Here is a 22,842-nt window from a genome sequence, read left to right on the forward strand (position 1 = left end):
CGGCAAGAGCGCGGGCACTATTATAGCACAGTATATAGGAAAAAGATAGATACAGAGCATAAATCCCGCCGTGAAGGCGGAAAAACCCTGAAAAAATCACGGAAAATGGTTGACACGCCAGGAAGCGTATAATATAATAATGCAGTATGACAAAAGGAGAAACGGCAAGAAACCATAGCCCCGGAGTCTTGTTGATTTCGATAAATGATCATGGAAAATGGAAATGATTTACAGGAGGTAAACCAATGAAAACTTATATGGCGAATCCAGATAAGATCGAAAGAAAATGGTATGTAGTTGACGCTGCAGGATATACATTAGGCCGTCTGGCTTCTGAAGTGGCTAAGGTTTTAAGAGGAAAGAACAAACCGGAGTTCACTCCACACATTGACACAGGTGACTATGTGATCGTAGTCAACGCAAAAGACATCAAAGTGACAGGCAAGAAGATGGATCAGAAGATCTACTATCGTCACTCTGAATATGTTGGAGGTATGAAAGAGACAACATTGGCTGAGATGATGGAGAAGAAGCCTGAGAAAGTTGTTGAGCTGGCCGTAAAAGGTATGCTTCCGAAGGGACCTTTAGGAAGAGCAATGATCAAGAAGCTCCGTGTATATGCCGGACCAGAGCATGAACAGCAGGCTCAGAAACCGGAAGAGCTGAAGTTTTAAGGAAAGGTTTTGAAAGGAGGATATGACAGTGGCAAAAGCAAAATTCTACGGAACAGGAAGAAGAAAAAAATCAGTTGCGAGAGTATATTTAGTACCAGGAACAGGCAATATTACAATAAATAAGAGAGACATCGACGAGTATCTTGGTCTGGAGACTTTGAAAGTGGTTGTTCGTCAGCCGCTGGTAGCGACAGAGACAGATGGAAAGTTTGATGTGATCGTAAACGTAAAGGGCGGCGGTTATACCGGACAGGCTGGAGCAATCCGCCACGGAATCGCAAGAGCGCTTCTTGAGGCAGACCCGGATTACAGACCGGTTCTTAAGAAAGCTGGATTCCTGACACGTGATCCGAGAATGAAAGAGCGTAAGAAATACGGCCTCAAGGCTGCACGCCGCGCTCCGCAGTTCAGCAAGCGCTGATTTCAGTTCAAAACAGCTCAAAAACCCCGAAACCATGCGGTTTTCGGGGTTTTTCCTTTTCAGATTGTTTGCCCTGTTTTGGCATAGTCTGACCTGTTTTAACCCGATTTTTATGGGTTAAATAAAGGACAACCACCCCTAAAATGAGGGCTAATGGGTTAAATTATAGGACAACTTTTTTGGCCTTTCCCTCTCCCCCAAGGTCGTTTTTGCCTTTTAAGCCCTCCGCATTTTTATGCAAAATCGGTTTGGCAAAGTTTGACCAAATCTGAACAAATGAATATGATTTTATTGCGAAAGCGCTCAGTGTTCCTGCTGGGCGCTTTTTGCATTTCCGGGGATTGATGTTCCGGGATCAGAAAAAGCCGTCACTCTTTTTAACGAAAGAAGTGGCGGCTTTTTCTATTTCCAGAACCGAACGCAATCAACAGAAACGAGGTGAAACATAATGAACACGCAAATCATCGCCGTCGCCAACCAGAAGGGCGGTGTCGGCAAAACGACCACCTGCGCCAACTTAGGGATAGGGCTGGCCCAGGCCGGAAAGAAAGTGCTGCTGGTGGATGCTGACCCCCAGGCCAGCCTGACCATCAGCCTGGGCAACCCGCAGCCGGACAAGCTGCCCTTCACCCTTTCGGACGCGATGGGCCGCATCCTGATGGACGAGCCGCTCCGCCCCGGCGAGGGCATCCTGCACGACCCGGAGGGCGTGGACCTGATGCCCGCCGACATCCAGCTCTCCGGCATGGAGGTGTCCCTGGTGAACGCCATGAGCCGAGAGACCATCCTGCGGCAGTATCTGGACACGCTCAAAGGACAGTATTCCCATATCCTGATTGACTGCCAGCCCTCCCTGGGTATGCTCACGGTCAACGCGCTGGCCGCCGCCAACAGGATCATAGTCCCCGTCCAGGCAGAGTATCTGCCCGCCAAGGGCCTGGAGCAGCTGCTGTCCACCATCAACAAGGTCAAGCGGCAGCTGAACCCCAAGCTCCAGATTGACGGCATTCTGCTGACGATGGTGGACAACCGTACCAACTTTGCCAGGGAAATCGCCGCCCTGCTGCGGGAGACCTATGGCAGCAAAATTAAGGTGTTCGGCACCGAGATCCCCCACTCGGTCCGGGCCAAGGAGACCAGCGCCGAGGGCAAGAGCATCTATGCTCACGACCCCGGTGGCAAGGTGGCGGAAGCCTACAAAAATCTGACGAAGGAGGTGTTGAAACTTGAAAAGCAGCGCGAAAAAAGTAGAGCTGGCATCGGTCGATGATCTGTTTTCCACCGAGGAAAGCCGGGCCGACGCCCATAGGGAGAAGGTTCTGGAAATTCCCTTGTCGGAGCTGCACCCGTTCAAGGACCACCCCTTCAAGGTCAAGGATGACGAGGCCATGATGGAGACCGCAGACAGCATCCGGCAGTACGGCGTGCTGGTCCCGGCCATCGCCCGCCCCGACCCCAACGGCGGCTATGAGCTGGTGGCCGGACACCGGAGGCACCGGGCCAGCGAACTGGCGGGCAAGGACACCATGCCGGTCATTGTCCGCGACCTGGACGACGATCAGGCCACCATTATTATGGTTGACAGCAATTTGCAGCGAGAAAGCCTGCTCCCCAGTGAGCGGGCTTTTGCTTATAAGATGAAGCTGGAGGCCATCAAGCACCAGGGCGAGCGGTCGGACTTAACTTCTCGCCAAGTTGGCGAGAAGTCGCAGACTTCGATTTCTCTTGTTGCGGATCAGGCGGGAGAAAGCCAGCGGCAGGTCCAGCGTTACATCCGCCTGACCGAGCTGATTCCCGAACTGCTGGATATGGTGGACGAGAAGAGAATTGCCTTCAATCCGGCCTATGAGCTGTCTTTCCTCAAAAAAGAGGAACAGGTGGACCTGCTGGACGCGATGGACAGCGAGCAGGCCACCCCCTCCCTCTCCCAAGCCCAGCGGTTGAAAAAGTACAGTCAGGAGGGCCACCTGACCCTCGACATGATGCGGGTCATCATGGGCGAGGAAAAGAAAAGTGACCTGGACAAGATCACCTTCACCAGTGACACCCTGCGCAAATATTTTCCCCGGAGTTACACGCCCCAGCGGATGCAGGAGACCATCATCAAGCTGCTGGAGCAGTGGCAGCGCAAGCGCCAGCAACAGCACGACCGCTGAGAAAGGAGAGCCTATGAGGGATATTTCAGCCCGTGAGCTGAAAGGACATAACATTTTGGCTGTGGAGCGATTTCAGGACAGCACCCGATGGATGATTGAATTTGCGGTCCGCAAGCCCCGTTCCCCCTACGGCAGCCCCGGCGATGAGGTTCGCCTGTTTCTCACCGAGGATGGCTACCGGCAGGCCCTGGACGCCCAGCGCGGCCAGCAAATCAAAATCAAGCGGTATGCCCACGTTGTAGAGGGCCATATCCTCGATTTCAAACCGAAAAAGAAACGCCGTCACCCGTAAACCTGCCATCTGCCAAGAAAGGAATGAATTATGTGTACCGTTAGAGAGATTCAAGAGGCCATCCGTGAACACTGCCAATCCCAACATGACATGGAAAGCACCGAGATCGACCGGGTGATGCAGCGCCTGCCCTTTGTGAGTGAGCAAGACGTTTTTACCCGGCCCCCTGTGCCAAAGCCGCCTTATTCCTGGCGCAGCCGGAAATATCGCACCTGACCGCCGCAGTCTTTTTGAAAGATTGCGGCTTTTTTCATGCCATGAACTGTGAGAGGAGTGAAGTCAATGGCCGTTTTTCGCATTGAGCGGACCAAGAATTACACCGTAATGAGCAATTATCATCTGCGCGATAAGGCGCTGTCGCTGAAATCCAAGGGACTGCTTTCCATGATGCTGTCCTTGCCGGAGGACTGGAACTATACCACACGCGGCCTGGCGAAGATCTGCAAGGAAGGCGTGGATGCCATCGGCGGGGCGCTGCGGGAACTGGAGACCGCCGGTTACATCGTCCGTCACCAGCTACGGGACCGGCAGGGCCGCATCAGTGACACCGAGTACGTCATCTACGAGCAGCCCCAGCCCAAAGCGCCGGATATGCCCCACCCGGATACTGCTGGCCCAGATACGGCTTCACCAGATACGGAAAACCCGTATCTGGATAAACCGGATACGGAAAAGCCCGCAGAATTAAATATAGAGAAATCAAAAACCCAAAAATCAAATACCCAAAAATCAAATACCCAGGGATCAAGTACCGATTCCATTCCCTTCCGGGCAACTGCGGCGGCCAGGCCGCCGGAACGGAAAGGACGGGATTCGATGTCGATGGAAGAAATGCAGGATTATCGGGAATTGATTCTGGAGAACATCGAGTACGACCACCTGTGCCGTGAGTTTGAGACCTACCGGGAGGACCTGGACGAGATCGTGGAACTGATTGTGGAGACGGTCTGCGCCAAGCGGAAAACCACCCGTATCGCCGGGGCGGACTTCCCCCATGAGGTGGTTCGGTCGCGGTTCCTGAAGCTGGACAGCTCCCACATCGAGTTTGTCATGGAGAGCCTGCACAACAACACCACCGAGATCCGCAACATGAAGCAATACCTGCTGACCGTGCTGTTCAACGCGCCCACCACCATGAGCAACCACTACACGGCCCAAGTCAACCACGATATGTACGCAGGCGGCTGGTAACGGCCGCTTTTCTGCTGCACTGCCGAAGGAGGCACGATATGAACCAGATGGAAATTTTCAAAAACCCGGAGTTTGGCAGCATCCGTACTTTTGAGCAGAATGGCGAGGTCCTGTTTTGCGGAAAAGATATTGCCCAAGCACTCGGATACCGACGCCCGGCTGACGCTATCGCGGCCCATTGTAAAGGGGTCTGTGTTTTACCGACCCCTTCTAACGGCGGGATTCAACAAATGAAATTTATCCCCGAAGGCGATGTGTACCGCCTCATTGTCCACAGCAAGCTGCCCTCGGCGGAACGGTTTGAACGCTGGGTGTTCGATGAGGTGCTGCCCAGCATCCGCCAGCATGGGGCCTACATTACCAGGGACAAGCTGTGGGAGGTCGCCACCTCGCCGGAGGCGCTGCTGAAGCTCTGCACCGACCTGCTGGCTGAGCGCGAGAAAAACGCGGCGCTGCGGGAGGACAATGCCCGGCTGCAAAGCAAAGCCGTCTACTACGACCTGTTCATTGACCTGCACCACAGTACCAACCTGCGCACCACCGCCAAGGAGCTGGACGTGCCGGAGCGGCGCTTTGTCCGCTTCCTACTGGAACGGCGATTTGTCTACCGCACTCCTTCCGGCTGCGTGCTGCCCTACGCCAAGAGCGCCAACGATGGGTTGTTCTGTGTGCGGGACTACTACCGCAACGGCCACACCGGCTCCTACACGCTGGTGACGCCCAAGGGCAAACTGCACTTTGCCGGTCTGCGTGACCTGATTCTGGTGACGGTATGACGGGCCGGTATCTTTTGCGACGGTTGGTGGTCCCGCCTTAGTATTCAAGACCATCCACTGCATAACCGACGAAGGGAGGGATGACCTATGCAGGAGGAAGTGGAAAACAGGACTTTGACGCTGGTTGTCAGCGGCACTAAGTTCACCGGCAGGCTGTTCAAGGCCGCCATATCCAAGTACATGGCCCACCGCAGGGAGAAAAAGCTGGAAAAGCAGCGCAGCCGGGATTCTCCCGTTACCCCGAAGGGCAAGCAGACGGTGAAGCAGCTCATCGGGCAGAACCAGGGCGTCTCCAACATCGAGATCAACGACCCGTCCATCCGTGACTTTGAGCGCATCGCCCGCAAGTACGGAGTGGACTATGCGGTGAAAAAAGACCGCAGCACCTCGCCGCCCAAGTACCTGATTTTCTTCAAGGCCCGCGATGCCGACGCCCTGACGGCGGCATTCTCGGAGTACACCCAGAAGAAGGTCAGGAAGGCCGACCGCAGCGAGCGCCCGTCGGTGCTGGAGAAGCTCAGCCACTTCAAGGAGCTTATTAAAAATGCGGTGGTGGACAGGACAAAGCGGAAGGAGCTGGAACGATGAAGCAGCTGAATGTGAAAAAACTGGTGCTGCTGAACCTGCCCTATTTTCTGCTGGGCCTGTTTGCCACCAACTTAGGGGAAGCCTGGCGGCTGGCGACCGGCGCGGATGCCTCGGCCAAGATGCTTTCGTTCTTCTCCACCCTGCCGGTGGCGCTGGGAAGCTGGTGGCCCAGCCTGCACCCGCTGGACCTGGCTGTTGGCCTGTGCTGCGGCGCTGGTCTGCGGCTGGCGGTGTACCTGAAAGGCAAGAACGCCAAGAAATACCGCCATAACGTGGAGTACGGTTCAGCCCGATGGGGCACCCACGACGATATTGCCCCCTATATCGACCCGGTGTTCCAGAATAATGTCATTTTGACCCAGACCGAACGGCTCACTATGTCCAGCCGCCCTAAGAACCCAAAGTATGCGCGCAATAAAAACGTGCTGGTCATCGGCGGTTCCGGCTCCGGCAAGACCCGCTTCTGGCTTAAGCCCAATCTGATGCAGATGCACAGTTCCTATGTGGTCACCGACCCAAAGGGCACCATTCTGGTGGAGTGCGGCAAAATGCTTCAGCGGGGCGCACCCAAGCTGGGCAAGGACGGCAAGCCGATGAAGGACAAAAACGGCAAAGTCATCTATGAGCCGTACCAGATCAAGGTGCTGAACACCATCAACTTCAAGAAGTCCATGCACTATAACCCTTTCAGCTACATCCACAGCGAAAAGGATATTTTGAAGCTGGTCACGACCTTGATTGCGAATACGAAGGGCGAGGGCAAGGCCGGGGACGATTTCTGGGTCAGTGCGACTCGTTCGCAGGCGGTAAAAAGTCTGCGCACGGGCAACGGTTTTCCGTTGTTCGGAGAACTGATAGTTTGATAGGTGGAATGACGGGGTAACGCCCTGAAACGCCTACCCTTGATGGGCGTGCATTAGCTGTAATGGCTTTTGTACGAAGCCCCATGACAAAGGCTGAGAGTAACCGTAACCACTGCCAAAAGTGGTCGAAAGCGGTCTGGCGGCAGACTGTGTTACCTATAGGCCGAGGGTCTATAAGATACCTATGGTTAGAATGTTCGCTTTGGCGGGCGGACTGACGAACCTGCGAATGTACAGGTCTAAAAGAAGACCACGCAGAAATGCGTGGGTGCGTTAAAGCGCAGTCGGTGTGGTTCAGTAGAAATTTGCCCTACGAACGACCATGCTGTGTTACAGGCACAGGCAAGCCGACAGGTCTATAGCAGGAACCTAAGGGTATGTATGTACAGATAGAACTATCGGAACGAGGAAAGGCAGCAGATTCCGCAAGGAATAATCTGACGAAGAACAATAAGCAGACGAACTGCTGCTGAAAAGCAGTGGTCGAACCTATGATGTGCTTGCGTTATGTGAGCTACGGAGGAATGGCCACAAGTCGGTTGAGATAAACAGGCATTATTCAATCCAACATAAGGATTCGAGTAAGACCAAAAGGGTCACTTTCGTAAAAGGAGGTGATGCCTTATGCCAAAGAAAAGCAAAAATCTATGTGTAGACGATTTACGGCACGCCGAGTATTACGGTATGCAGCCAGTTTTTGACGAACTCTATCGCCGAAGTCTGGACGGAGACAACTTTACCGACCTTATGGATATAATCCTAAGCCGGGATAACATTCTTCTGGCATATCGGAACATCAAAGCAAACGGAGGAAGCTACACAGCAGGAACAGACAACAGAAACATCAGTGACATCGGGTGTTTACCGCCCGAAACAGTTGTGGAGAAAGTGAGGTTTATTGTCACAGGAAGTCAGCACGGATACCGACCAAAACCGGTCAGGCGTAAAGACATTCCGAAGCCAAACGGCAAGACCCGCCCGTTGGGTATTCCTTGTATCTGGGACAGGCTGATACAGCAATGTATCAAGCAGGTCATGGAGCCTATCTGCGAAGCGAAATTCAGCGACAATAGCTACGGCTTTCGCCCGAACCGCTCCGTAGAACACGCCATGCAGAGAACCTATACCATGCTCCAGCGAATGAATCTGCATTATGTGATTGAGTTTGATATAAAGGGCTTTTTCGATAATGTAAATCACAGTAAGCTGGTGCGGCAGATATGGGCTTTGGGAATACACGACAAACAGTTGATTTTTATTATCAAGCGGATTCTGAAAGCACCGATTAGAATGCCAGACGGCACTACCCTCATTCCAGACAAAGGCACACCGCAAGGTGGTATCATTTCACCGCTACTTGCGAATATCGTGCTGAATGAACTGGATAACTGGGTAGAGAGCCAATGGCAGAACCACCCTCTTGTAAAGGAATACGGGTATGAGAGAAAAATCAGAAACTCGATTACTTTTGACCGGAGTAAGGCATTTCTCAAAATGAGGAAAACGGGACTGAAAGAAATGTACATCGTGAGATATGCAGATGATTTCAGAATCTTCTGTCGGAATAAAGAGGACGCTTTGAGAACAAAAGAAGCTGTAACAGCGTGGATAACTGAGAGGCTAAGGCTTGAAGTATCGCCAGAGAAAACAAGGATAGTCAATGTCAGAAAACGCTATTCAGAGTTTCTCGGATTCAAGATACGGGTCAGACCAAAAAGCGGTAGGTACGCTGTGCAATCTCATATCTGTGACAAAAAGTTGGAACTGGAAAGGCAAAAGCTGGTGGAACAAGCGAAGCGGATTGCCAGACCGTCCAAAGGAAAAAGACCTTTAGACGAGATAAGGCTGTTCAATTCAATGGTTCTGGGAATACAGAATTATTTCCAGCTCGCTACCTGTATCAGTATTGATTGCAGAAAAATCCACAGGCAGGTCATGACAGTTTTAACCAACCGGCTCAATACAGAAACCGGGTGCAAACTTGTTCGAGAAGGCGGTGCAATGACCGAGAGCGAAAAGGAGCGGTTCGGTAAGTCGGCAATGGTGCGGTATGTATCAGGAATCGACCAACCTATCTACCCTATCGCATATATCAAGAACAAGATACCGATGGCAAAGAAAACAGCGGTATGCAGTTATACGGCCGACGGACGGACATTGATACACACAAACCTAAGCCTGAACTCATTTGTTCTGGCGGGTTTGAGAAATCAACCGTCTATGGGTCGAAGCACAGAACTCACAGACAGCAGGATTTCATTATTCTCTGCTCAACGTGGAAAATGTGCGCTAAGTGGAGAACTCTTTGAAAATGCGGCTGACATTGTATGCTGGCTGAAAACTCCGGCAGAATTTGGCGGCAGGGAACGCTATCAAAACATGATTTTGTTCCACAGGAGATTCCTTCTGCTTCTGCAAAGACGCCCGATGAATGAGCTGAAAGCGATAGCTTATGCTCTCAAAACAACAAAGGAACTGATGTTAAAAGTGAACAGTCTGCGTGAGCGGGCTGGTTTGTCCGCAATAGAATAATAGTATTTCATTTGGAGATTGATTAAATGCTTGTGAAAACAATCGATGGAACGCCGGATGCGGTGAAAGTCGCACGTCCGGTGTGAAGTGGGGGAAAATCCGGCGATAACTTCAAAGGATTACCTATCACTATAGGCCGAGACGCTGCTGTACTGCGCGCTCATCGGCTACATCCACTACGAGGCCCCGGTGGAGGAACAGAACTTTTCCACGCTCATCGAGATGATAAACAGCATGGAGGTCCGGGAGGACGATGAGGAGTTCAAAAATGCCGTTGACCTGATGTTTGATGAGCTGAAAGAGCGGGAACCCAACCACTTTGCGGTGCGCCAATATGCCAAATATAAATTGGCCGCAGGCAAAACTGCGAAGTCGATTTTGGTGAGCTGCGGCGCACGGCTGGCGGTGTTCGACATTGCCGAGCTGCGGGAGGTCACAGCCTATGACGAGCTGGAGCTGGACACCCTGGGAGACCGACGAACGGCCTTGTTTCTTATCATGTCGGACACTGATGACAGCTTTAACTTCCTGATCTCCATGTGCTACACGCAGTTGTTTAACTTACTATGCGAAAAGGCTGACGATGTGTACGGCGGGCGGCTGCCGGTTCATGTACGCTGCCTCATTGATGAGTGCGCCAACATCGGCCAGATCCCCAAGCTGGAAAAATTGGTCGCCACCATCCGCAGTCGAGAAATCTCTGCCTGTCTGGTGTTGCAGGCGCAGAGCCAGCTCAAGGCCATCTACAAAGATAACGCCGACACAATCATTGGCAACATGGATACCTCGATCTTTTTGGGCGGCAAAGAACCCACCACGCTCAAAGAACTGGCTGCCGTGCTGGGCAAGGAGACTATCGACACCTACAATGTTGGTGAGAGCCGTGGGCGGGAAACTTCCCATTCGCTCAACTACCAAAAGCTCGGTAAAGAGCTGATGAGCCAAGACGAGTTGGCCGTCATGGACGGCAGCAAGTGCATTTTGCAGCTGCGGGGTGTGCGACCGTTCCTCTCGGACAAGTACGACATCACCCAGCACCCCAATTACAAGCTCACCGCTGATGCTGACCCGAAGAACGCCTTTGACATCGAAGGCTATCTCAAGGCTCGGCTGAAGCTCAAACCCAACCAGGTCTGCGACGTGTATGAGATCGACGCCGCAGCCAACGAATGATGCTCCGCTGTGAAAGGAGGGGTCCTATCTATCCGCCACAACCGCCCCGCTGGGGCCATCGGCGTACAAAGCGGACAATCTCTAATCAAAATAATGAAAAAGGAGGAAGGCCGGAATCAGCCAGCCCGGAAATCGGGCGGCGATTGTCCGGCTTTTGTATGCCTATGAACCATGACTAAATCAATCTTTTTCAAATGATTCCGGCCAACTTTATTTATGGAATTTTTCAATCAGGCAATCACCGTTCTTCAGACCCTCGTTATCGCTCTCGGTGCCGGTCTCGGCGTGTGGGGCGTCATCAATTTGCTGGAAGGTTATGGCAACGATAACCCCGGAGCCAAGAGCCAGGGCATGAAACAGCTGATGGCGGGCGCGGGCGTCGCTATCGTCGGCATGGTGCTGGTGCCCCTGCTGTCCGGCCTGTTCACCGTCTGATCGTTACCCGCTGAAATCCTCGCCCCCTCCCGCGCTCAGCGGGAGGGGCAGAAAGGAGGCTTGACACCGTATGGATTTCTTATTGGATGCCCTGACCAACTGGCTCAAAGAGATGCTGGTGGGCGGCATCATGGGAAACTTAACGGGGATGTTCGACAGCGTGAACCAGCAGGTCGCGGACATCGCTACCCAGGTAGGTCAGACCCCGCAAGGGTGGAACGGCAGCATTTTCAGCATGATCCAGAACCTCTCCAACACCATCATGGTGCCGATTGCAGGTGTTATCTTGGCAATCGTGATGACGCTGGAGCTGATTCAGATGATAACCGACCGCAACAACCTGCATGATGTGGACACCTGGATGATCTTCAAATGGGTGTTCAAATCTGCCGCTGCGATTTTGCTCGTCACCAACACCTGGAACCTCGTCATGGGCGTGTTTGACATGGCCCAAAGTGTGGTGGCCCAGGCGTCCGGCATCATCGGCTCGGACGCATCTATCGACATCTCCTCGGTTATGACCGATATGGAGTCCCGGCTGATGGATATGGACCTGGGACCGCTGTTCGGCCTGTGGTTCCAGTCGCTCTTTATCGGCATTACCATGTGGGCGCTGTATATCTGCATTTTTATCGTCATTTATGGCCGTATGATTGAGATTTACCTTGTCACGTCGGTGGCCCCCATCCCGATGGCGACCATGATGGGTAAGGAATGGGGCGGCATGGGCCAGAACTATCTGCGCAGTCTGCTGGCCCTGGGCTTCCAGGCGTTCCTCATTATCGTCTGTGTGGCAATCTACGCCGTGCTGGTGCAGAACATTGCCACCGAGGATGACATTATCATGGCGATTTGGACCTGCGTGGGCTATACGGTGCTGCTGTGTTTTACTCTGTTTAAGACCGGCAGCCTGTCTAAAGCAGTATTTAATGCACATTAAGGAGGATTGGCATGGGAAAATATCAGATTATTTATGCAGATCCTCCTTGGAGCTACCGTAGCGGAAAAGTGCAAGGGGCGGCTCAAAATCATTACCCAACCATGTCGGATGAACAGCTGTACCGACTTCCAGTATCTACGCTGGCCGCCGATACCAGTGTTTTATTCCTGTGGTGTACATTCCCAAAACTGCCGGAAGCACTGAAACTTATTAAAGCGTGGGGATTTACCTTCAAAACTGTTGCATTTGTCTGGCTCAAGCAGAATAAATCCGGCAACGGATTTTTCTTAGGGCTTGGCTGGTGGACAAGGAGCAACGCTGAGATTTGTCTGCTGGCTGTAAGAGGGAAACCTAAGAGAAAGAGCGCCAGTGTCCGGCAACTGGTTTTTGCACCTGTTGAGCAACATAGTAAGAAACCTGATATTGTTAGGGATCGTATTTTGGAACTCATGGGTGATTTACCACGCATTGAGTTGTTTGCCCGCCAAACTGCACCAGGATGGGATGTGTGGGGCAACGAAGTGGACAGCTCAATATCGTTCCCATAAAAAGGAGGGATGTAACAATGGCTTATGTACCCGTACCCAAAGACTTGTCCAAGGTCAAGACGAAAGTCGCATTCAACTTAACCAAGAGGCAGCTTGTCTGCTTCGGCAGCGGGGCGCTCATCGGCGTGCCGCTTTTCTTTTTGCTCCGGGGGCCTGCTGGCAACAGCGTGGCGGCCATGTGTATGATGCTCGTCATGCTGCCCTTCTTCATGCTGGCGATGTATGAGAAGCACGGCCAGCCCCTGGAAAAGATCGTCGGCAACATCCTCAAAGTGGCTGTCATTCGGCCCAGGCAGCGCCCGTATCGGACCAATAACTTCTACGCCACGTTGGAGCGGCAGGCAAATCTCGATAAGGAGGTGTATGACATTGTTCGCGGCAAAGACAAAGCGACAGACCGAAATGGCAGAGTCGCAGACTAAAACCCGGCGTAAGCTGACCCGCGCCGAACGCAAACAGATCGAGGCAGCGATTGCCCGTGCCAACCGCACGGACAAAAAAGAGCAGTCCGCCCAGGACAGCATCCCCTATGAACGGATGTGGCCGGACGGTATCTGCAAAGTGGCGGATGGCCGCTACACAAAAACCATCCAGTTCCAGGACATCAACTACCAGCTCAGCCAGAACGAGGACAAAGCGGCCATCTTCGAGGGCTGGTGTGATTTCCTCAACTACTTTGACAGCTCCATCCGGTTTCAGCTGTCCTTCTTGAATCTGGCAGCGTCCCAGGAGACTTTCGCCAACAGCATCACCATCCCGCCCCAGGGGGACGACTTCGACCCGATCCGGGTGGAGTACACGCAGATGCTGCAAAACCAGCTGGCGCGTGGCAACAACGGCCTTATCAAAACCAAGTACCTGACCTTTTCCATCGAGGCGGACAGTATCCGCACCGCCAAGCCCCGGCTGGAGCGCATCGAGACCGATGTGCTGAACAACTTCAAGCGGCTGGGTGTCGCCGCCGAGGTATTGGACGGCAAAGCCCGGCTGGCCCAGCTGCACGCCATCTTCCACATGGACGAGCAGGTTCCGTTCCAGTTCGAGTGGGAATGGCTGCCCTCCAGCGGCCTTTCCACCAAGGACTTCATCGCTCCGTCTGGCTTCGAGTTCCGCACCGGCAAGCAGTTCCGCATGGGCAGGAAGTATGGGGCCGTCAGCTTCGTGCAGATTCTGGCCCCGGAGCTGAATGACCGGATGCTGGCGGACTTCCTGGATATGGAAAGCAGCCTGATCGTGAACCTGCACATCCAGTCGGTGGACCAGGTGAAGGCCATCAAGACGGTGAAACGGAAAATCACCGACCTGGACCGCAGCAAAATCGAGGAACAGAAAAAGGCTGTCCGCGCCGGATATGACATGGACATCATCCCCTCCGACCTTGCCACCTACGGCAACGAGGCCAAGAAGCTGTTGCAGGACCTGCAAAGCCGTAATGAGCGGATGTTCCTGGTGACGTTTCTGGTGTTGAACACGGCGGACACCCCCCGGCAGCTGGACAACAACATCTTCCAGGCGTCGAGTATCGCCCAGAAGCACAACTGCCAGCTGGTACGGCTGGATTTCCAGCAGGAGGAAGGCTTGATGTCCTCTTTGCCGCTGGGTTTGAACCAGATCGAGATCCAGCGCGGGCTGACCACCAGTTCTACCGCTATCTTTGTACCGTTCACGACGCAGGAACTTTTTCAGAATGGCAAAGAGGCGCTGTATTACGGCATCAATGCTCTTTCCAACAACCTCATCATGGTGGATCGCAAGCTGCTGAAGAACCCCAACGGCCTGATTCTGGGCACGCCCGGTTCCGGCAAAAGTTTTTCGGCCAAGCGCGAGATTGCCAACTGTTTCCTGCTCACCAGCGATGATGTCATCATCTGTGACCCGGAGGCCGAGTACGCCCCGCTGGTGGAACGTCTGCACGGGCAGGTCATTAAGATTTCGCCCACTTCCACCAACTACATCAACCCGATGGACTTGAACCTGGACTATTCGGACGATGAAAGCCCGCTGTCCCTCAAGTCCGATTTTATTTTGTCACTGTGCGAGCTGATTGTGGGCGGTAAGGAAGGTTTGCAGCCGGTGCAGAAAACCATCATCGACCGCTGTGTGCGGCTGGTCTACCAGAACTATCTCAACGACCCCAGGCCGGAGAATATGCCGATTCTGGAGGATTTGTACGACCTGCTGCGGGCGCAGGACGAGAAGGAGGCCCAGTACATCGCCACGGCGCTGGAAATCTACGTCACGGGTTCTTTGAATGTGTTCAATCACAGGTCCAACGTCAATGTGCATAACCGCATCGTCTGTTACGACATCAAGGAATTGGGCAAACAGCTCAAGAAAATCGGGATGCTGGTTGTTCAGGATCAGGTCTGGAACCGTGTCACCATCAACCGGGCGGCCCACAAGTCCACCCGCTACTACATCGACGAGATGCACCTGCTGCTCAAGGAGGAACAGACTGCCGCCTACACGGTGGAGATCTGGAAGCGTTTTCGTAAATGGGGAGGAATCCCTACAGGTAAATGAATTTGTTCCGGGAAACGCTTGCGGAACAAATTTTGCCGTCCTGGCCGAGATCGGCGTGTAGGCCAGGAGTATGAACGCGGAAGAAATCGGGAAGGGGGCAGCGCCCTGATCCGAGTGGAAGGCCGGACACAAAAAGCCGGTCACACGCAACGCATAGAAACTGAACCTCCATGATTAGGAGAATATAATGTTTCCACGAGGCCGCGTTGCCAGCCGATACGGGGAAACCCGTGGCAAAAAGATATGCTATGCTGGGCGTGAATGGACACGCCGCTGAAAATGGGCGAAAGCTCCAGAGGAATGGATAAAAAGCCATTCGCTAATCACAATCAGATTACTCAGAACGTGAAAGATCTTCTTGCGTCCCGCGAGGTAGAGAACATCTTCGAGAACTCCGACTTCGTGTATATGCTCAACCAGGCGGGCGGTGACCGACAGATTCTCGCCAAACAGTTGGGCATTTCACCGCACCAGCTGTCCTATGTGACCCATTCCGGCGAGGGCGAAGGGCTGCTGTTCTACGGTTCCACGATTTTGCCTTTCGTGGACCACTTCCCGAAAAACACCGAGCTGTACCGCATTATGACCACCAAACCCCAAGAAATAAAGGAGGCGGACTGATTATGAAACCCGAAATTCTGAACAATGACCACATGATGTTTTTGGACCGGGCGTTGGAGACCCAGCGCACCGCACTGCTGACGGCGATGGCCGACGCGGTTGCCGAGTGCCGCACGGCGGCAGACCAGGCGGCGGAGTTGACCGAGACCGGCGAGATCGGCCTGCTTCGGCTGGTGGAGATTCTGTGCGCCGCCAGGGTCCAGCGGGGCCAGACCGGCGGGGCCGTGCTGGAAGGCACCGAAGTCCAGATTCTGGCGGATGCGCTGGCCCAGCTTTACGCCTGCCTGACCGAGTGCCGCTTCGTGGGGCCGATGGGGCTGGCGGCCTATGCGGAGCTTTCCGGCATGATGGCCTCCCTCATGCTGGGAGAATGGTTTGATTAAGGAACCGCGCCTGCGCTTTACGGAGGAAGAACGGGCGGACCCGGCATTGGAAAAACCCATCCGAAAGGCGGAAAAGGCCGCCGCCAAAGCGGACAAGGCGCAGGCAAAAATCCCGAAAAAGCAGGTCAAACGGACCGAGGTGGACCCCAAGACTGGCAAGGTCACAACCAAGCTGGTGCTGGAGGACAAGCCCAGGCCGCCCTCCAAGCTGTCCCATTCTCTGCGGGATGCGCCGGGCAATGCAGTGGCAGGCAAGATTCACCAGGAGATTCAGGAGTCCGAGGATGACAACGTGGGCGTGGAGAGCGCCCACAAGTCCGAGGAAGCCGTAGAGGCTGGTGTGCATCTGGTCCAGGAGGGCTACCGCAGCCACAAGCTGAAACCCTACCGCAAGGCCGCCCAGGCCGAGCGGCAGCTGGAAAAGGCCAACATCAATGCACTGTACCAGAAGTCGTTGCAGGACAATCCCCAGGCTGCGAGTAACCCGCTGTCCCGGTGGCAGCAGAAGCAGCAGATCAAAAAGCAGTACGCCGCTGCTAAACGGGCCGCGCAGTCCGGCGGGACCGCCGCCGGTGCCGCGCAAAAATCCGGCAAGGCAGCCAAAACGGTCAAAGAAAAGGCCCAGCAGGCCGGTGCCTATGTGATGCAGCACAAGAAAGGCTTCATCATGGTGCTGGCGATTTTCCTGCTGATCTGCCTGCTGCTCAACACTATGTCCTCCTGCTCCATGATGGCGCAGAGCATCGGTTCGATGATTTCCGGCACCACTTACCCTTCGGATGACCCGGAGCTGGTGGCGGTGGAAGCGGACTATGCAGCCAAGGAGGCCGCGTTGCAAGCCGAGATCGACAACATCGAGAGCAGCCATCCCGGCTATGACGAGTACCGCTATGACCTGGATATGATCGGCCACGACCCCCACGAGCTGGCGGCCTACCTGTCTGCCGTCTTGCAGGGCTACACGCGAGCAAGTGCCCAGGCCGAGCTGGAGCGCATCTTCAATGCCCAGTACCAGCTGACGCTGACCGAGGAAGTGGAAGTACGCTACCGCACCGAGACCCGGACCGACAGCGAGGGCAACAGTTATACGGTCGAAGTCCCCTACAACTACTACATCTTAAATGTGACCCTAGCCAGCAAGCCCATATCCTCTGTGGCTTCGGAGTTGTTGACGCCGGAGCAGCTGGAGATGTACCAGGTGTACCGGCAGACGCTGGGCAACAAGCCGTTGATATTCGGCGGCGGTTCCGCCGACACCAGCGACTCCGAGAGCTTGGCCGGTGTGGAGTTTGTGAACGGCACCCGGCCCGGCAATCAGGCGGTGGTGGACATCGCCAAAAGCCAGGTGGGCAACGTGGGCGGTCAGCCCTATTGGAGCTGGTACGGCTTTACGTCCCGTGTGGAGTGGTGCGCTTGTTATGTGTCCTGGTGCTATGGTCAGATGGGGCTGTCCGAGCCGCGCTTTGCAGCCTGCCAGTCCCAGGGTATTCCGTGGTTCCAGTCACATGGACAATGGGGCGGGCGGGACTACGCCAACATCGCCCCCGGCGACGCCATCTTCTTCGATTGGGACCTGGATGGGAGTGCCGACCATGTGGGCATCGTGGTGGGCACCGACGGCAGCCGGGTCTACACCGTGGAAGGTAATTCCGGCGACGCCTGCAAGATTAAAAGCTACTCACTCACTTATGAGTGCATCAAGGGCTACGGCCTGATGAACTGGTAAATTTCTGCGGAGGTATAAAACTGAATATTGTATCTTTTGGGGGCGGCACGAACAGTGCCGCCCTTTTGGTTGGGCTTCATCAGCATGGGATTCCCGTTGACCTCATCACCTTTGCGGACACCGGGGCGGAGCATCCACACACCTACCGCTTCCTGGAAACCATGAACCAGTGGCTGCGTGAACATGAGATGCCGCCCATTACGGTGGTGGAAAAGATGGACCGTAACGGCAACCGGCTGACATTGGAAACCGAGTGCCTGCGTTCCTGTACACTGCCCTCCATCGCCTACGGCTTCAAGCGGTGTTCCCAGAAGCATAAGGTTGGGCCGCAGGAAAAATTCTGCAACCACCATCCGCAATGCCGCGCTGTGTGGCAGTCCGGGAACCGGGTCACGCGGTTTATCGGCTACGATGCTGGGGAGCGGAAACGGTATGAACATTCCAGAAAATTCAATGAGGCGGACAAAAAGTATAAGAACCGCTATCCGCTGATTGAGGACTGGCACTGGACGCGGGACGATTGTATCCGGGCAATTCAGGAGGCGGGTTTGCCTCTGCCCGGCAAATCGTCCTGCTTTTTCTGCCCCAGTATGAAGCGCAACGAAGTAGAAGCCCTGAAACGGCAGCACCCCGACCTGTATCGTCGGGCGCTTGCCATCGAGGAAAATGCAATGCCCCATCTCAAGACCGTCAAGGGATTGGGGCGCAACTACGCTTGGAAAGAGCGATATGGAATGGAGTGATTGATTATGGCTAAGAACAAAATCGAGCGCATCGACCAGGAGATTGCCAAGACCCGCGAGAAGATCGCGGAGCAGCAGGAAAAGCTGAAGGCCCTGGAAGCGCAGAAAACCGAGGCGGAGAACCTGGAAATCGTCCAGATGGTGCGCGCCCTGCGCATGACCCCGGCCCAGCTGAGCGCCATGCTCGCTGGCGGCATGGTGCCCGGCCAGGACGCGATTCCCGCCGATTCCGAACAGGAGGACATGACCCATGAAGAATAAGAAGATTTTCAGAACCCTTGCCGCCCTCTGCACCTGCCTGATGCTGATGGGCGGCTTTTCTGTGACCGCCTTTGCCCAGGGCACGGACCCCGCGCCGACGGCTACCCCTGCGGCGGACGCCACCAATGACAGCAATGTGGTGGTGGAGGAAACCGAGGACAGCCCGCCGCTGACCCCGGAAGGCAACGCCGCCCTGGTGGATGATTTTGGCGGCAACAAGCAGCTCATCACCGTCACCACCAAGGCGGGCAACTACTTCTACATCCTCATTGACCGTGCCAACGAGGATAAGGAGACCGCCGTCCACTTCTTAAACCAGGTGGATGAGGCTGATTTGGAGGCACTCATGGAGGACGGCCAGACCACAGAGGAAACCCCTGCCGTCTGCAACTGTACGGAGAAGTGTGCGGCGGGCGCGGTGAATACGGCTTGTCCGGTCTGCGCCGTGGATATGGCGGGCTGCACGGGCCAGGAGCCGGAACCCACACCCGACCCGGAGACGGAACCTGAGCCGGAAACCGAACCGGCAGGACTGAATCCGGCGTTCTTGCTGGTGGTGCTGGCCGCGCTGGGTGGCATCGGTGCGCTGGTCTACTTCAAATTCATCAAGCAGAAGCCCAAGACCAAGGGCAGCGATGACCTGGATGATTACGACTACGGCGCAGATGAAGAACTCCCGGAGGATGAGACCTGGGAGACCGAGCCGGAGGAAGCTGACGGGGGCGGCGACGAGGAAAGCGAGGGCAAGACGGATTGACCCGCTTCACCGACAGCCCTTTTGAACCCATGATGACGCGCAGGCCGGAGGGCGGGAAGGCAGCTTCCCGTCCTCCCTCTTTATCTCCCGGCCACCCCTGTTATGGCTGCGGAAACTACCGCCCCGGCCAGCCCTGCGTGGGATTCTGCCACAAGGAGCTGACCGCATGGCTGCGCGAAAGGAGAAAAGCAAAATGAACCCTTTTATTCAATTTCTCATTGTGTTCGACCTGATCTGTTTCGGCGTCTACTTTGGTGGTGACATCTTTTGCACAGCGCTCGCCAAGATGCGCAAAAACCCGGACCAGAAAGACCCCTATGAATTTGAGGTGGAGGACGAACCCGCTGAACCGCCTCTGTCCATTGACGCCATCCGCCACCTGTTTCGTGGCGAGGTCCACGATTTTGTCCGAAACAAACTTCTGCCCAGCGGACAGGAGACGCTTTCCGCCCTGACCGAGCCGGAGCAGACGGCGGCCCGGTTCCTGTTCTGCGCCCTGATTGGCTATCTCAAAGAGGAAGCCCCGATGGATGAGCAGAGCTTTCCGATGGTAATGGAGATGCTGAACTACGCCGAGGGCGCGAAAGAGGACGGCGACAAGGACGTGATCGACATTCTGATGGAAGAAACCGCCGCCCGGACACATCTGCGCGAGGAATATTTCAGCGATTACCGCCGTTACCAGCTCATGCAGGTGAACAAGGAGCGTGTGCTGCTGGCCTGCCGGGTCATCATCAACGACCTGCTGGGCGAGATGTACCGCTATGATTACCATGTCGGCTATGACTGCCTTCTGGACGATGGCAACAGCGTTTCCAGAAAGCTGAAAAAATCCAACGAAGAAATGGAGGTTGAGGAAAATGCGCCTTGTGATCGCTGAGAAGCCCTCAGTCGCAAAATCCCTGGCCGCCGTGCTGGGCGCTACCACCCGAAAGGACGGCTACCTGGAGGGCGGCGGCTGGCTGGTGAGCTGGTGCCTGGGGCACCTGGCCGGGTTGGCCGATGCCGCCACCTATAACCCTGACTACGCCAAGTGGCGCTATGATGACCTGCCGATTTTGCCGGAGACCTGGCGCTTCACCATCGCCAAGGACAAACGGGATCAGTTCGATGTGCTGCGTACCCTGCTGCGGCGGGAGGACGTGACCGAAGTGGTCAACGCCTGCGATGCCGGGCGCGAAGGTGAGTTGATTTTCCGCACCGTCTACTGTCTGGCGGGCTGCACCAAGCCCATACGCCGGTTGTGGATCTCCAGCATGGAGGATTCCGCCATCCGGGAGGGCTTTGCCAACCTGCGCCCCGGTGCGGACTATGACGGGCTGCACCAGGCGGCCCTCTGTCGTGCCAAGGCGGACTGGCTTGTTGGTATCAACGCCACCCGGCTGTTTTCGGTGCTGTACCACCGCACCCTCAACATTGGCCGCGTTATGTCCCCGACGCTGGCCCTCATTGTCCAACGGGAGGCCGAGATCGACGCCTTCAAGCCGGTGCCGTTTTATACGGTACAGTTGGACCTGCCCGGCTTTACCGCTGCCAGCTCTCGGATGGACAATAAAGGCACTGCCGAGCAACTGCGGCAAGTCTGCGAGGGCGGCATGGCCACGGTCAAACAGGTGGAACGCAAGGACAAAACCGAGAAGCCGCCCGCCCTCTACGACCTGACAACACTCCAGCGGGACGCCAATCGCTTGCTGGGCTTCACGGCGCAGCAGACATTGGATTACCTGCAAAACCTCTATGAAAAGAAGCTCTGCACCTATCCCCGGACGGACAGCCGCTACCTGACTTCCGACATGGCCGAGGGCCTGCCGGTGCTGGTGAATCTGGTCGCCAACGCCATGCCGTTCCGCAAGGGCATCGCCATTTCCTGCGATGCGGCGGTGGTCATCAACGACAAGAAAGTGTCCGACCACCATGCCGTGATCCCCACCCGCAACATCCGGGAGGCGGACTTATCTGCTTTGCCTGTGGGCGAACGGGCAATTCTGGAGCTGGTGGCCCTGCGCCTGTTGTGCGCGGTGGCCCCGCCCTATACCTACGCCGAGACCGCTGTCACGGTGGAGTGCGATGGCGCGGAGTTCACCGCCAAAGGCCGCACGGTGAAGCAGCCCGGCTGGCGGGAACTGGACGCCGCTTACCGCGCCAGCATGAAAAATGCGGAGCCGGATAAGGACACCGAGGACAAGTCGCTGCCGGAATTGGCTGAGGGCCAGGCGCTGCCGGTCGCCGGTGCCGCCGTCAAGGAAGGAAAAACCAGCCCACCCAAACATTTTTCGGAAGATACGCTTCTTGCAGCGATGGAGACCGCCGGTGCCAAAGATATGCCGGAGGATGCCGAGCGCAAAGGTCTCGGCACCCCCGCCACCCGCGCCGGGATTTTAGAAAAGCTGGTGTCCACCGGCTTTCTGGAACGAAAAAAGAGCAAGAAAACCGTGCAGCTGATACCGTCCCACGATGCAGTGTCCCTTATCACAGTATTGCCGGAGCAGCTGCAATCCCCGCTGCTGACCGCCGACTGGGAGTACCGGCTGGGCGAAATCGAGCGCGGCGAGCTGGCCCCGGAGGACTTCATGGACGGGATCTGCGCCATGCTGAAAGAACTGGTGGGAACTTATCAGGTCATCAAAGGCAGCGAGTACCTGTTCACCCCGCCCCGCGAGGTGGTGGGTAAATGTCCCCGCTGCGGCGGCGAGGTTGCAGAAACGCAAAAGGGCTTCTTCTGCCAGGAGAAATCTTGCAAATTTGCCATCTGGAAAAACAGCAAGTGGTGGGCCGCGAAGCGCAAACAGCCCACCAAGACTATTGTGGCGGCGCTGCTGCAAGATGGTCGCGCCCGTGTGACCGGGCTGCACTCCGAAAAGAGCGGCAAAACCTACGACGCCACCGTTGTCCTGGAGGATACCGGCCAGTACGTCAACTTCAAGCTGGACTTTGACCGGCAGAAAGGCGGCGGCAAATGAAACTGAGCCTTTATGAACAGGAAACCATTATCCTCTACAACCAAGCCGAGGCCACCGCCGAGGTCTACACCCATGACCCGAAGCTGCTGGAGAAGCTGCGGCGGCTGGCGGAGAAGTACCCGGACCAAATCGTAAAAAAAGACCGCCAGACCTTTACAGTACCCAAACGCTGCGTGTCTGTCCGGGAACCGTACAGCGCCGAGCGCCGCAAGGCTGCCAGTGAGCGGGCCAAGGCCGCCGGGTACAGGCCGCCCGTCCCTAAAGCGGGTGGCAAGTGAG

At 55.4% G+C, this 22,842-nt stretch carries 26 protein-coding genes and 2 pseudogenes; all 28 read left to right on the forward strand.

What is annotated here, in order from left to right:
- Positions 1-245 precede the first annotated feature (245 nt).
- The 28 genes and pseudogenes from rplM (at position 246) to FND36_03750 (ending at position 22,841) form a co-directional block, all read left to right on the forward strand.
- The gene (rplM, locus tag FND36_03615) at positions 246-674 is read left to right on the forward strand and encodes a 50S ribosomal protein L13 (protein QDW73207.1); all 429 of its coding nucleotides are present in this window, start codon (positions 246-248) and stop codon (positions 672-674) included.
- A 28-nt stretch (positions 675-702) separates the two neighbouring features.
- A complete protein-coding gene (gene rpsI / locus FND36_03620) occupies positions 703-1,095 on the forward strand; it encodes a 30S ribosomal protein S9 (protein ID QDW73208.1) in 393 nt (130 codons plus the stop codon).
- Positions 1,096-1,543: 448 nt separating this feature from the next.
- On the forward strand, positions 1,544-2,365 hold the full coding sequence (locus FND36_03625) for a ParA family protein (protein QDW73209.1): 822 nt from the start codon (positions 1,544-1,546) through the stop codon (positions 2,363-2,365).
- Positions 2,322-3,251: a ParB/RepB/Spo0J family partition protein gene (locus FND36_03630; GenBank protein ID QDW73210.1), complete on the forward strand. Its 930-nt coding sequence runs from the start codon at positions 2,322-2,324 to the stop codon at positions 3,249-3,251. Before FND36_03625 ends, FND36_03630 begins: the two co-directional genes overlap by 44 nt.
- Positions 3,252-3,264: 13 nt before the next feature.
- Positions 3,265-3,543, forward strand: coding sequence for a hypothetical protein (locus FND36_03635; protein QDW73211.1), 279 nt, complete (start codon positions 3,265-3,267; stop codon positions 3,541-3,543).
- Between the two features lie 30 nt (positions 3,544-3,573).
- Complete coding sequence (locus tag FND36_03640; GenBank protein ID QDW73212.1) at positions 3,574-3,759, forward strand: hypothetical protein; 186 nt, start codon at positions 3,574-3,576, stop codon at positions 3,757-3,759.
- A 66-nt stretch (positions 3,760-3,825) separates the two neighbouring features.
- Positions 3,826-4,734, forward strand: a complete 909-nt coding sequence (locus FND36_03645) for a helix-turn-helix domain-containing protein (protein QDW73213.1) — start codon at positions 3,826-3,828, stop codon at positions 4,732-4,734.
- A gap of 38 nt (positions 4,735-4,772) precedes the next feature.
- A complete protein-coding gene (locus tag FND36_03650; GenBank protein ID QDW73214.1) occupies positions 4,773-5,510 on the forward strand; it encodes a toxin Bro in 738 nt (245 codons plus the stop codon).
- 87 nt (positions 5,511-5,597) lie between these two features.
- A complete protein-coding gene (locus FND36_03655; protein ID QDW73215.1) occupies positions 5,598-6,098 on the forward strand; it encodes a PcfB family protein in 501 nt (166 codons plus the stop codon).
- The gene (locus FND36_03660; protein QDW73216.1) at positions 6,095-6,961 is read left to right on the forward strand and encodes a type IV secretory system conjugative DNA transfer family protein; all 867 of its coding nucleotides are present in this window, start codon (positions 6,095-6,097) and stop codon (positions 6,959-6,961) included. The genes FND36_03655 and FND36_03660 overlap by 4 nt, the downstream gene beginning before the upstream one ends.
- 264 nt (positions 6,962-7,225) lie before the next feature.
- Positions 7,226-7,434: pseudogene (locus FND36_03665) on the forward strand (hypothetical protein).
- Positions 7,435-7,585: 151 nt separating this feature from the next.
- The gene (gene ltrA / locus FND36_03670; GenBank protein ID QDW73217.1) at positions 7,586-9,493 is read left to right on the forward strand and encodes a group II intron reverse transcriptase/maturase; all 1,908 of its coding nucleotides are present in this window, start codon (positions 7,586-7,588) and stop codon (positions 9,491-9,493) included.
- 135 nt (positions 9,494-9,628) lie between these two features.
- A pseudogene (locus FND36_03675) lies at positions 9,629-10,666 on the forward strand (type IV secretory system conjugative DNA transfer family protein).
- 216 nt (positions 10,667-10,882) lie between these two features.
- Entirely contained in the window at positions 10,883-11,101 is a 219-nt protein-coding gene (locus FND36_03680; protein ID QDW73218.1) for a conjugative transfer protein, read from the forward strand.
- Positions 11,102-11,171: 70 nt separating this feature from the next.
- Entirely contained in the window at positions 11,172-12,041 is an 870-nt protein-coding gene (locus FND36_03685) for a hypothetical protein (protein QDW73219.1), read from the forward strand.
- An 11-nt stretch (positions 12,042-12,052) separates the two neighbouring features.
- Entirely contained in the window at positions 12,053-12,589 is a 537-nt protein-coding gene (locus FND36_03690) for a DNA methyltransferase (protein ID QDW73220.1), read from the forward strand.
- Positions 12,590-12,606: 17 nt separating this feature from the next.
- Entirely contained in the window at positions 12,607-13,011 is a 405-nt protein-coding gene (locus tag FND36_03695) for a PrgI family protein (protein ID QDW73221.1), read from the forward strand.
- Complete coding sequence (locus tag FND36_03700) at positions 12,992-15,112, forward strand: conjugal transfer protein TraE (protein QDW75527.1); 2,121 nt, start codon at positions 12,992-12,994, stop codon at positions 15,110-15,112. Before FND36_03695 ends, FND36_03700 begins: the two co-directional genes overlap by 20 nt.
- A gap of 273 nt (positions 15,113-15,385) precedes the next feature.
- On the forward strand, positions 15,386-15,733 hold the full coding sequence (locus FND36_03705) for a conjugal transfer protein TraE (protein ID QDW75528.1): 348 nt from the start codon (positions 15,386-15,388) through the stop codon (positions 15,731-15,733).
- A 2-nt stretch (positions 15,734-15,735) separates the two neighbouring features.
- Positions 15,736-16,116 carry a DUF3851 domain-containing protein gene (locus FND36_03710; protein QDW73222.1) on the forward strand — a complete coding sequence of 127 codons (381 nt, stop codon included), beginning with the start codon at positions 15,736-15,738 and terminating at the stop codon, positions 16,114-16,116.
- On the forward strand, positions 16,109-17,842 hold the full coding sequence (locus FND36_03715) for a CHAP domain-containing protein (GenBank protein QDW73223.1): 1,734 nt from the start codon (positions 16,109-16,111) through the stop codon (positions 17,840-17,842). The genes FND36_03710 and FND36_03715 overlap by 8 nt, the downstream gene beginning before the upstream one ends.
- A 20-nt stretch (positions 17,843-17,862) precedes the next feature.
- On the forward strand, positions 17,863-18,585 hold the full coding sequence (locus FND36_03720) for a phosphoadenosine phosphosulfate reductase (protein ID QDW75529.1): 723 nt from the start codon (positions 17,863-17,865) through the stop codon (positions 18,583-18,585).
- A 6-nt stretch (positions 18,586-18,591) separates the two neighbouring features.
- Complete coding sequence (locus tag FND36_03725; protein ID QDW73224.1) at positions 18,592-18,846, forward strand: DUF4315 family protein; 255 nt, start codon at positions 18,592-18,594, stop codon at positions 18,844-18,846.
- Entirely contained in the window at positions 18,836-19,603 is a 768-nt protein-coding gene (locus FND36_03730; protein QDW73225.1) for a DUF4366 domain-containing protein, read from the forward strand. The genes FND36_03725 and FND36_03730 overlap by 11 nt, the downstream gene beginning before the upstream one ends.
- Positions 19,600-19,800 (forward strand): hypothetical protein, encoded by a 201-nt coding sequence (locus FND36_03735; GenBank protein ID QDW73226.1) that lies wholly within the window; start codon positions 19,600-19,602, stop codon positions 19,798-19,800. Before FND36_03730 ends, FND36_03735 begins: the two co-directional genes overlap by 4 nt.
- Positions 19,797-20,483, forward strand: a complete 687-nt coding sequence (locus FND36_03740) for a conjugal transfer protein TraG (protein ID QDW73227.1) — start codon at positions 19,797-19,799, stop codon at positions 20,481-20,483. The genes FND36_03735 and FND36_03740 overlap by 4 nt, the downstream gene beginning before the upstream one ends.
- Complete coding sequence (gene topB, locus FND36_03745; protein ID QDW73228.1) at positions 20,464-22,563, forward strand: DNA topoisomerase III; 2,100 nt, start codon at positions 20,464-20,466, stop codon at positions 22,561-22,563. Before FND36_03740 ends, topB begins: the two co-directional genes overlap by 20 nt.
- Positions 22,560-22,841 carry an immunoglobulin gene (locus FND36_03750; GenBank protein ID QDW73229.1) on the forward strand — a complete coding sequence of 94 codons (282 nt, stop codon included), beginning with the start codon at positions 22,560-22,562 and terminating at the stop codon, positions 22,839-22,841. The genes topB and FND36_03750 overlap by 4 nt, the downstream gene beginning before the upstream one ends.
- The last annotated feature ends 1 nt before the right edge of the window (position 22,842 follow it).

The sequence above is a fragment of the Lachnospiraceae bacterium KGMB03038 genome (assembly GCA_007361935.1).
GTDB lineage: Bacteria > Bacillota > Clostridia > Lachnospirales > Lachnospiraceae > Massilistercora.

Bases quoted from the DNA above. Each gene is read 5' to 3' on its own strand.
- rplM (QDW73207.1), top strand. From the start codon at position 246: ATGAAAACTTATATGGCGAATCCAGATAAGATCGAAAGAAAATGGTAT.
- FND36_03625 (QDW73209.1), top strand. From the start codon at position 1,544: ATGAACACGCAAATCATCGCCGTCGCCAACCAGAAGGGCGGTGTCGGC.
- FND36_03635 (QDW73211.1), top strand. From the start codon at position 3,265: ATGAGGGATATTTCAGCCCGTGAGCTGAAAGGACATAACATTTTGGCT.
- FND36_03640 (QDW73212.1), top strand. From the start codon at position 3,574: ATGTGTACCGTTAGAGAGATTCAAGAGGCCATCCGTGAACACTGCCAA.
- FND36_03645 (QDW73213.1), top strand. From the start codon at position 3,826: ATGGCCGTTTTTCGCATTGAGCGGACCAAGAATTACACCGTAATGAGC.
- FND36_03650 (QDW73214.1), top strand. From the start codon at position 4,773: ATGAACCAGATGGAAATTTTCAAAAACCCGGAGTTTGGCAGCATCCGT.
- FND36_03655 (QDW73215.1), top strand. From the start codon at position 5,598: ATGCAGGAGGAAGTGGAAAACAGGACTTTGACGCTGGTTGTCAGCGGC.
- FND36_03660 (QDW73216.1), top strand. From the start codon at position 6,095: ATGAAGCAGCTGAATGTGAAAAAACTGGTGCTGCTGAACCTGCCCTAT.
- ltrA (QDW73217.1), top strand. From the start codon at position 7,586: ATGCCAAAGAAAAGCAAAAATCTATGTGTAGACGATTTACGGCACGCC.
- FND36_03680 (QDW73218.1), top strand. From the start codon at position 10,883: ATGGAATTTTTCAATCAGGCAATCACCGTTCTTCAGACCCTCGTTATC.
- FND36_03685 (QDW73219.1), top strand. From the start codon at position 11,172: ATGGATTTCTTATTGGATGCCCTGACCAACTGGCTCAAAGAGATGCTG.
- FND36_03690 (QDW73220.1), top strand. From the start codon at position 12,053: ATGGGAAAATATCAGATTATTTATGCAGATCCTCCTTGGAGCTACCGT.
- FND36_03695 (QDW73221.1), top strand. From the start codon at position 12,607: ATGGCTTATGTACCCGTACCCAAAGACTTGTCCAAGGTCAAGACGAAA.
- FND36_03700 (QDW75527.1), top strand. From the start codon at position 12,992: ATGGCAGAGTCGCAGACTAAAACCCGGCGTAAGCTGACCCGCGCCGAA.
- FND36_03710 (QDW73222.1), top strand. From the start codon at position 15,736: ATGAAACCCGAAATTCTGAACAATGACCACATGATGTTTTTGGACCGG.
- FND36_03725 (QDW73224.1), top strand. From the start codon at position 18,592: ATGGCTAAGAACAAAATCGAGCGCATCGACCAGGAGATTGCCAAGACC.
- FND36_03730 (QDW73225.1), top strand. From the start codon at position 18,836: ATGAAGAATAAGAAGATTTTCAGAACCCTTGCCGCCCTCTGCACCTGC.
- FND36_03740 (QDW73227.1), top strand. From the start codon at position 19,797: ATGAACCCTTTTATTCAATTTCTCATTGTGTTCGACCTGATCTGTTTC.
- topB (QDW73228.1), top strand. From the start codon at position 20,464: ATGCGCCTTGTGATCGCTGAGAAGCCCTCAGTCGCAAAATCCCTGGCC.
- FND36_03750 (QDW73229.1), top strand. From the start codon at position 22,560: ATGAAACTGAGCCTTTATGAACAGGAAACCATTATCCTCTACAACCAA.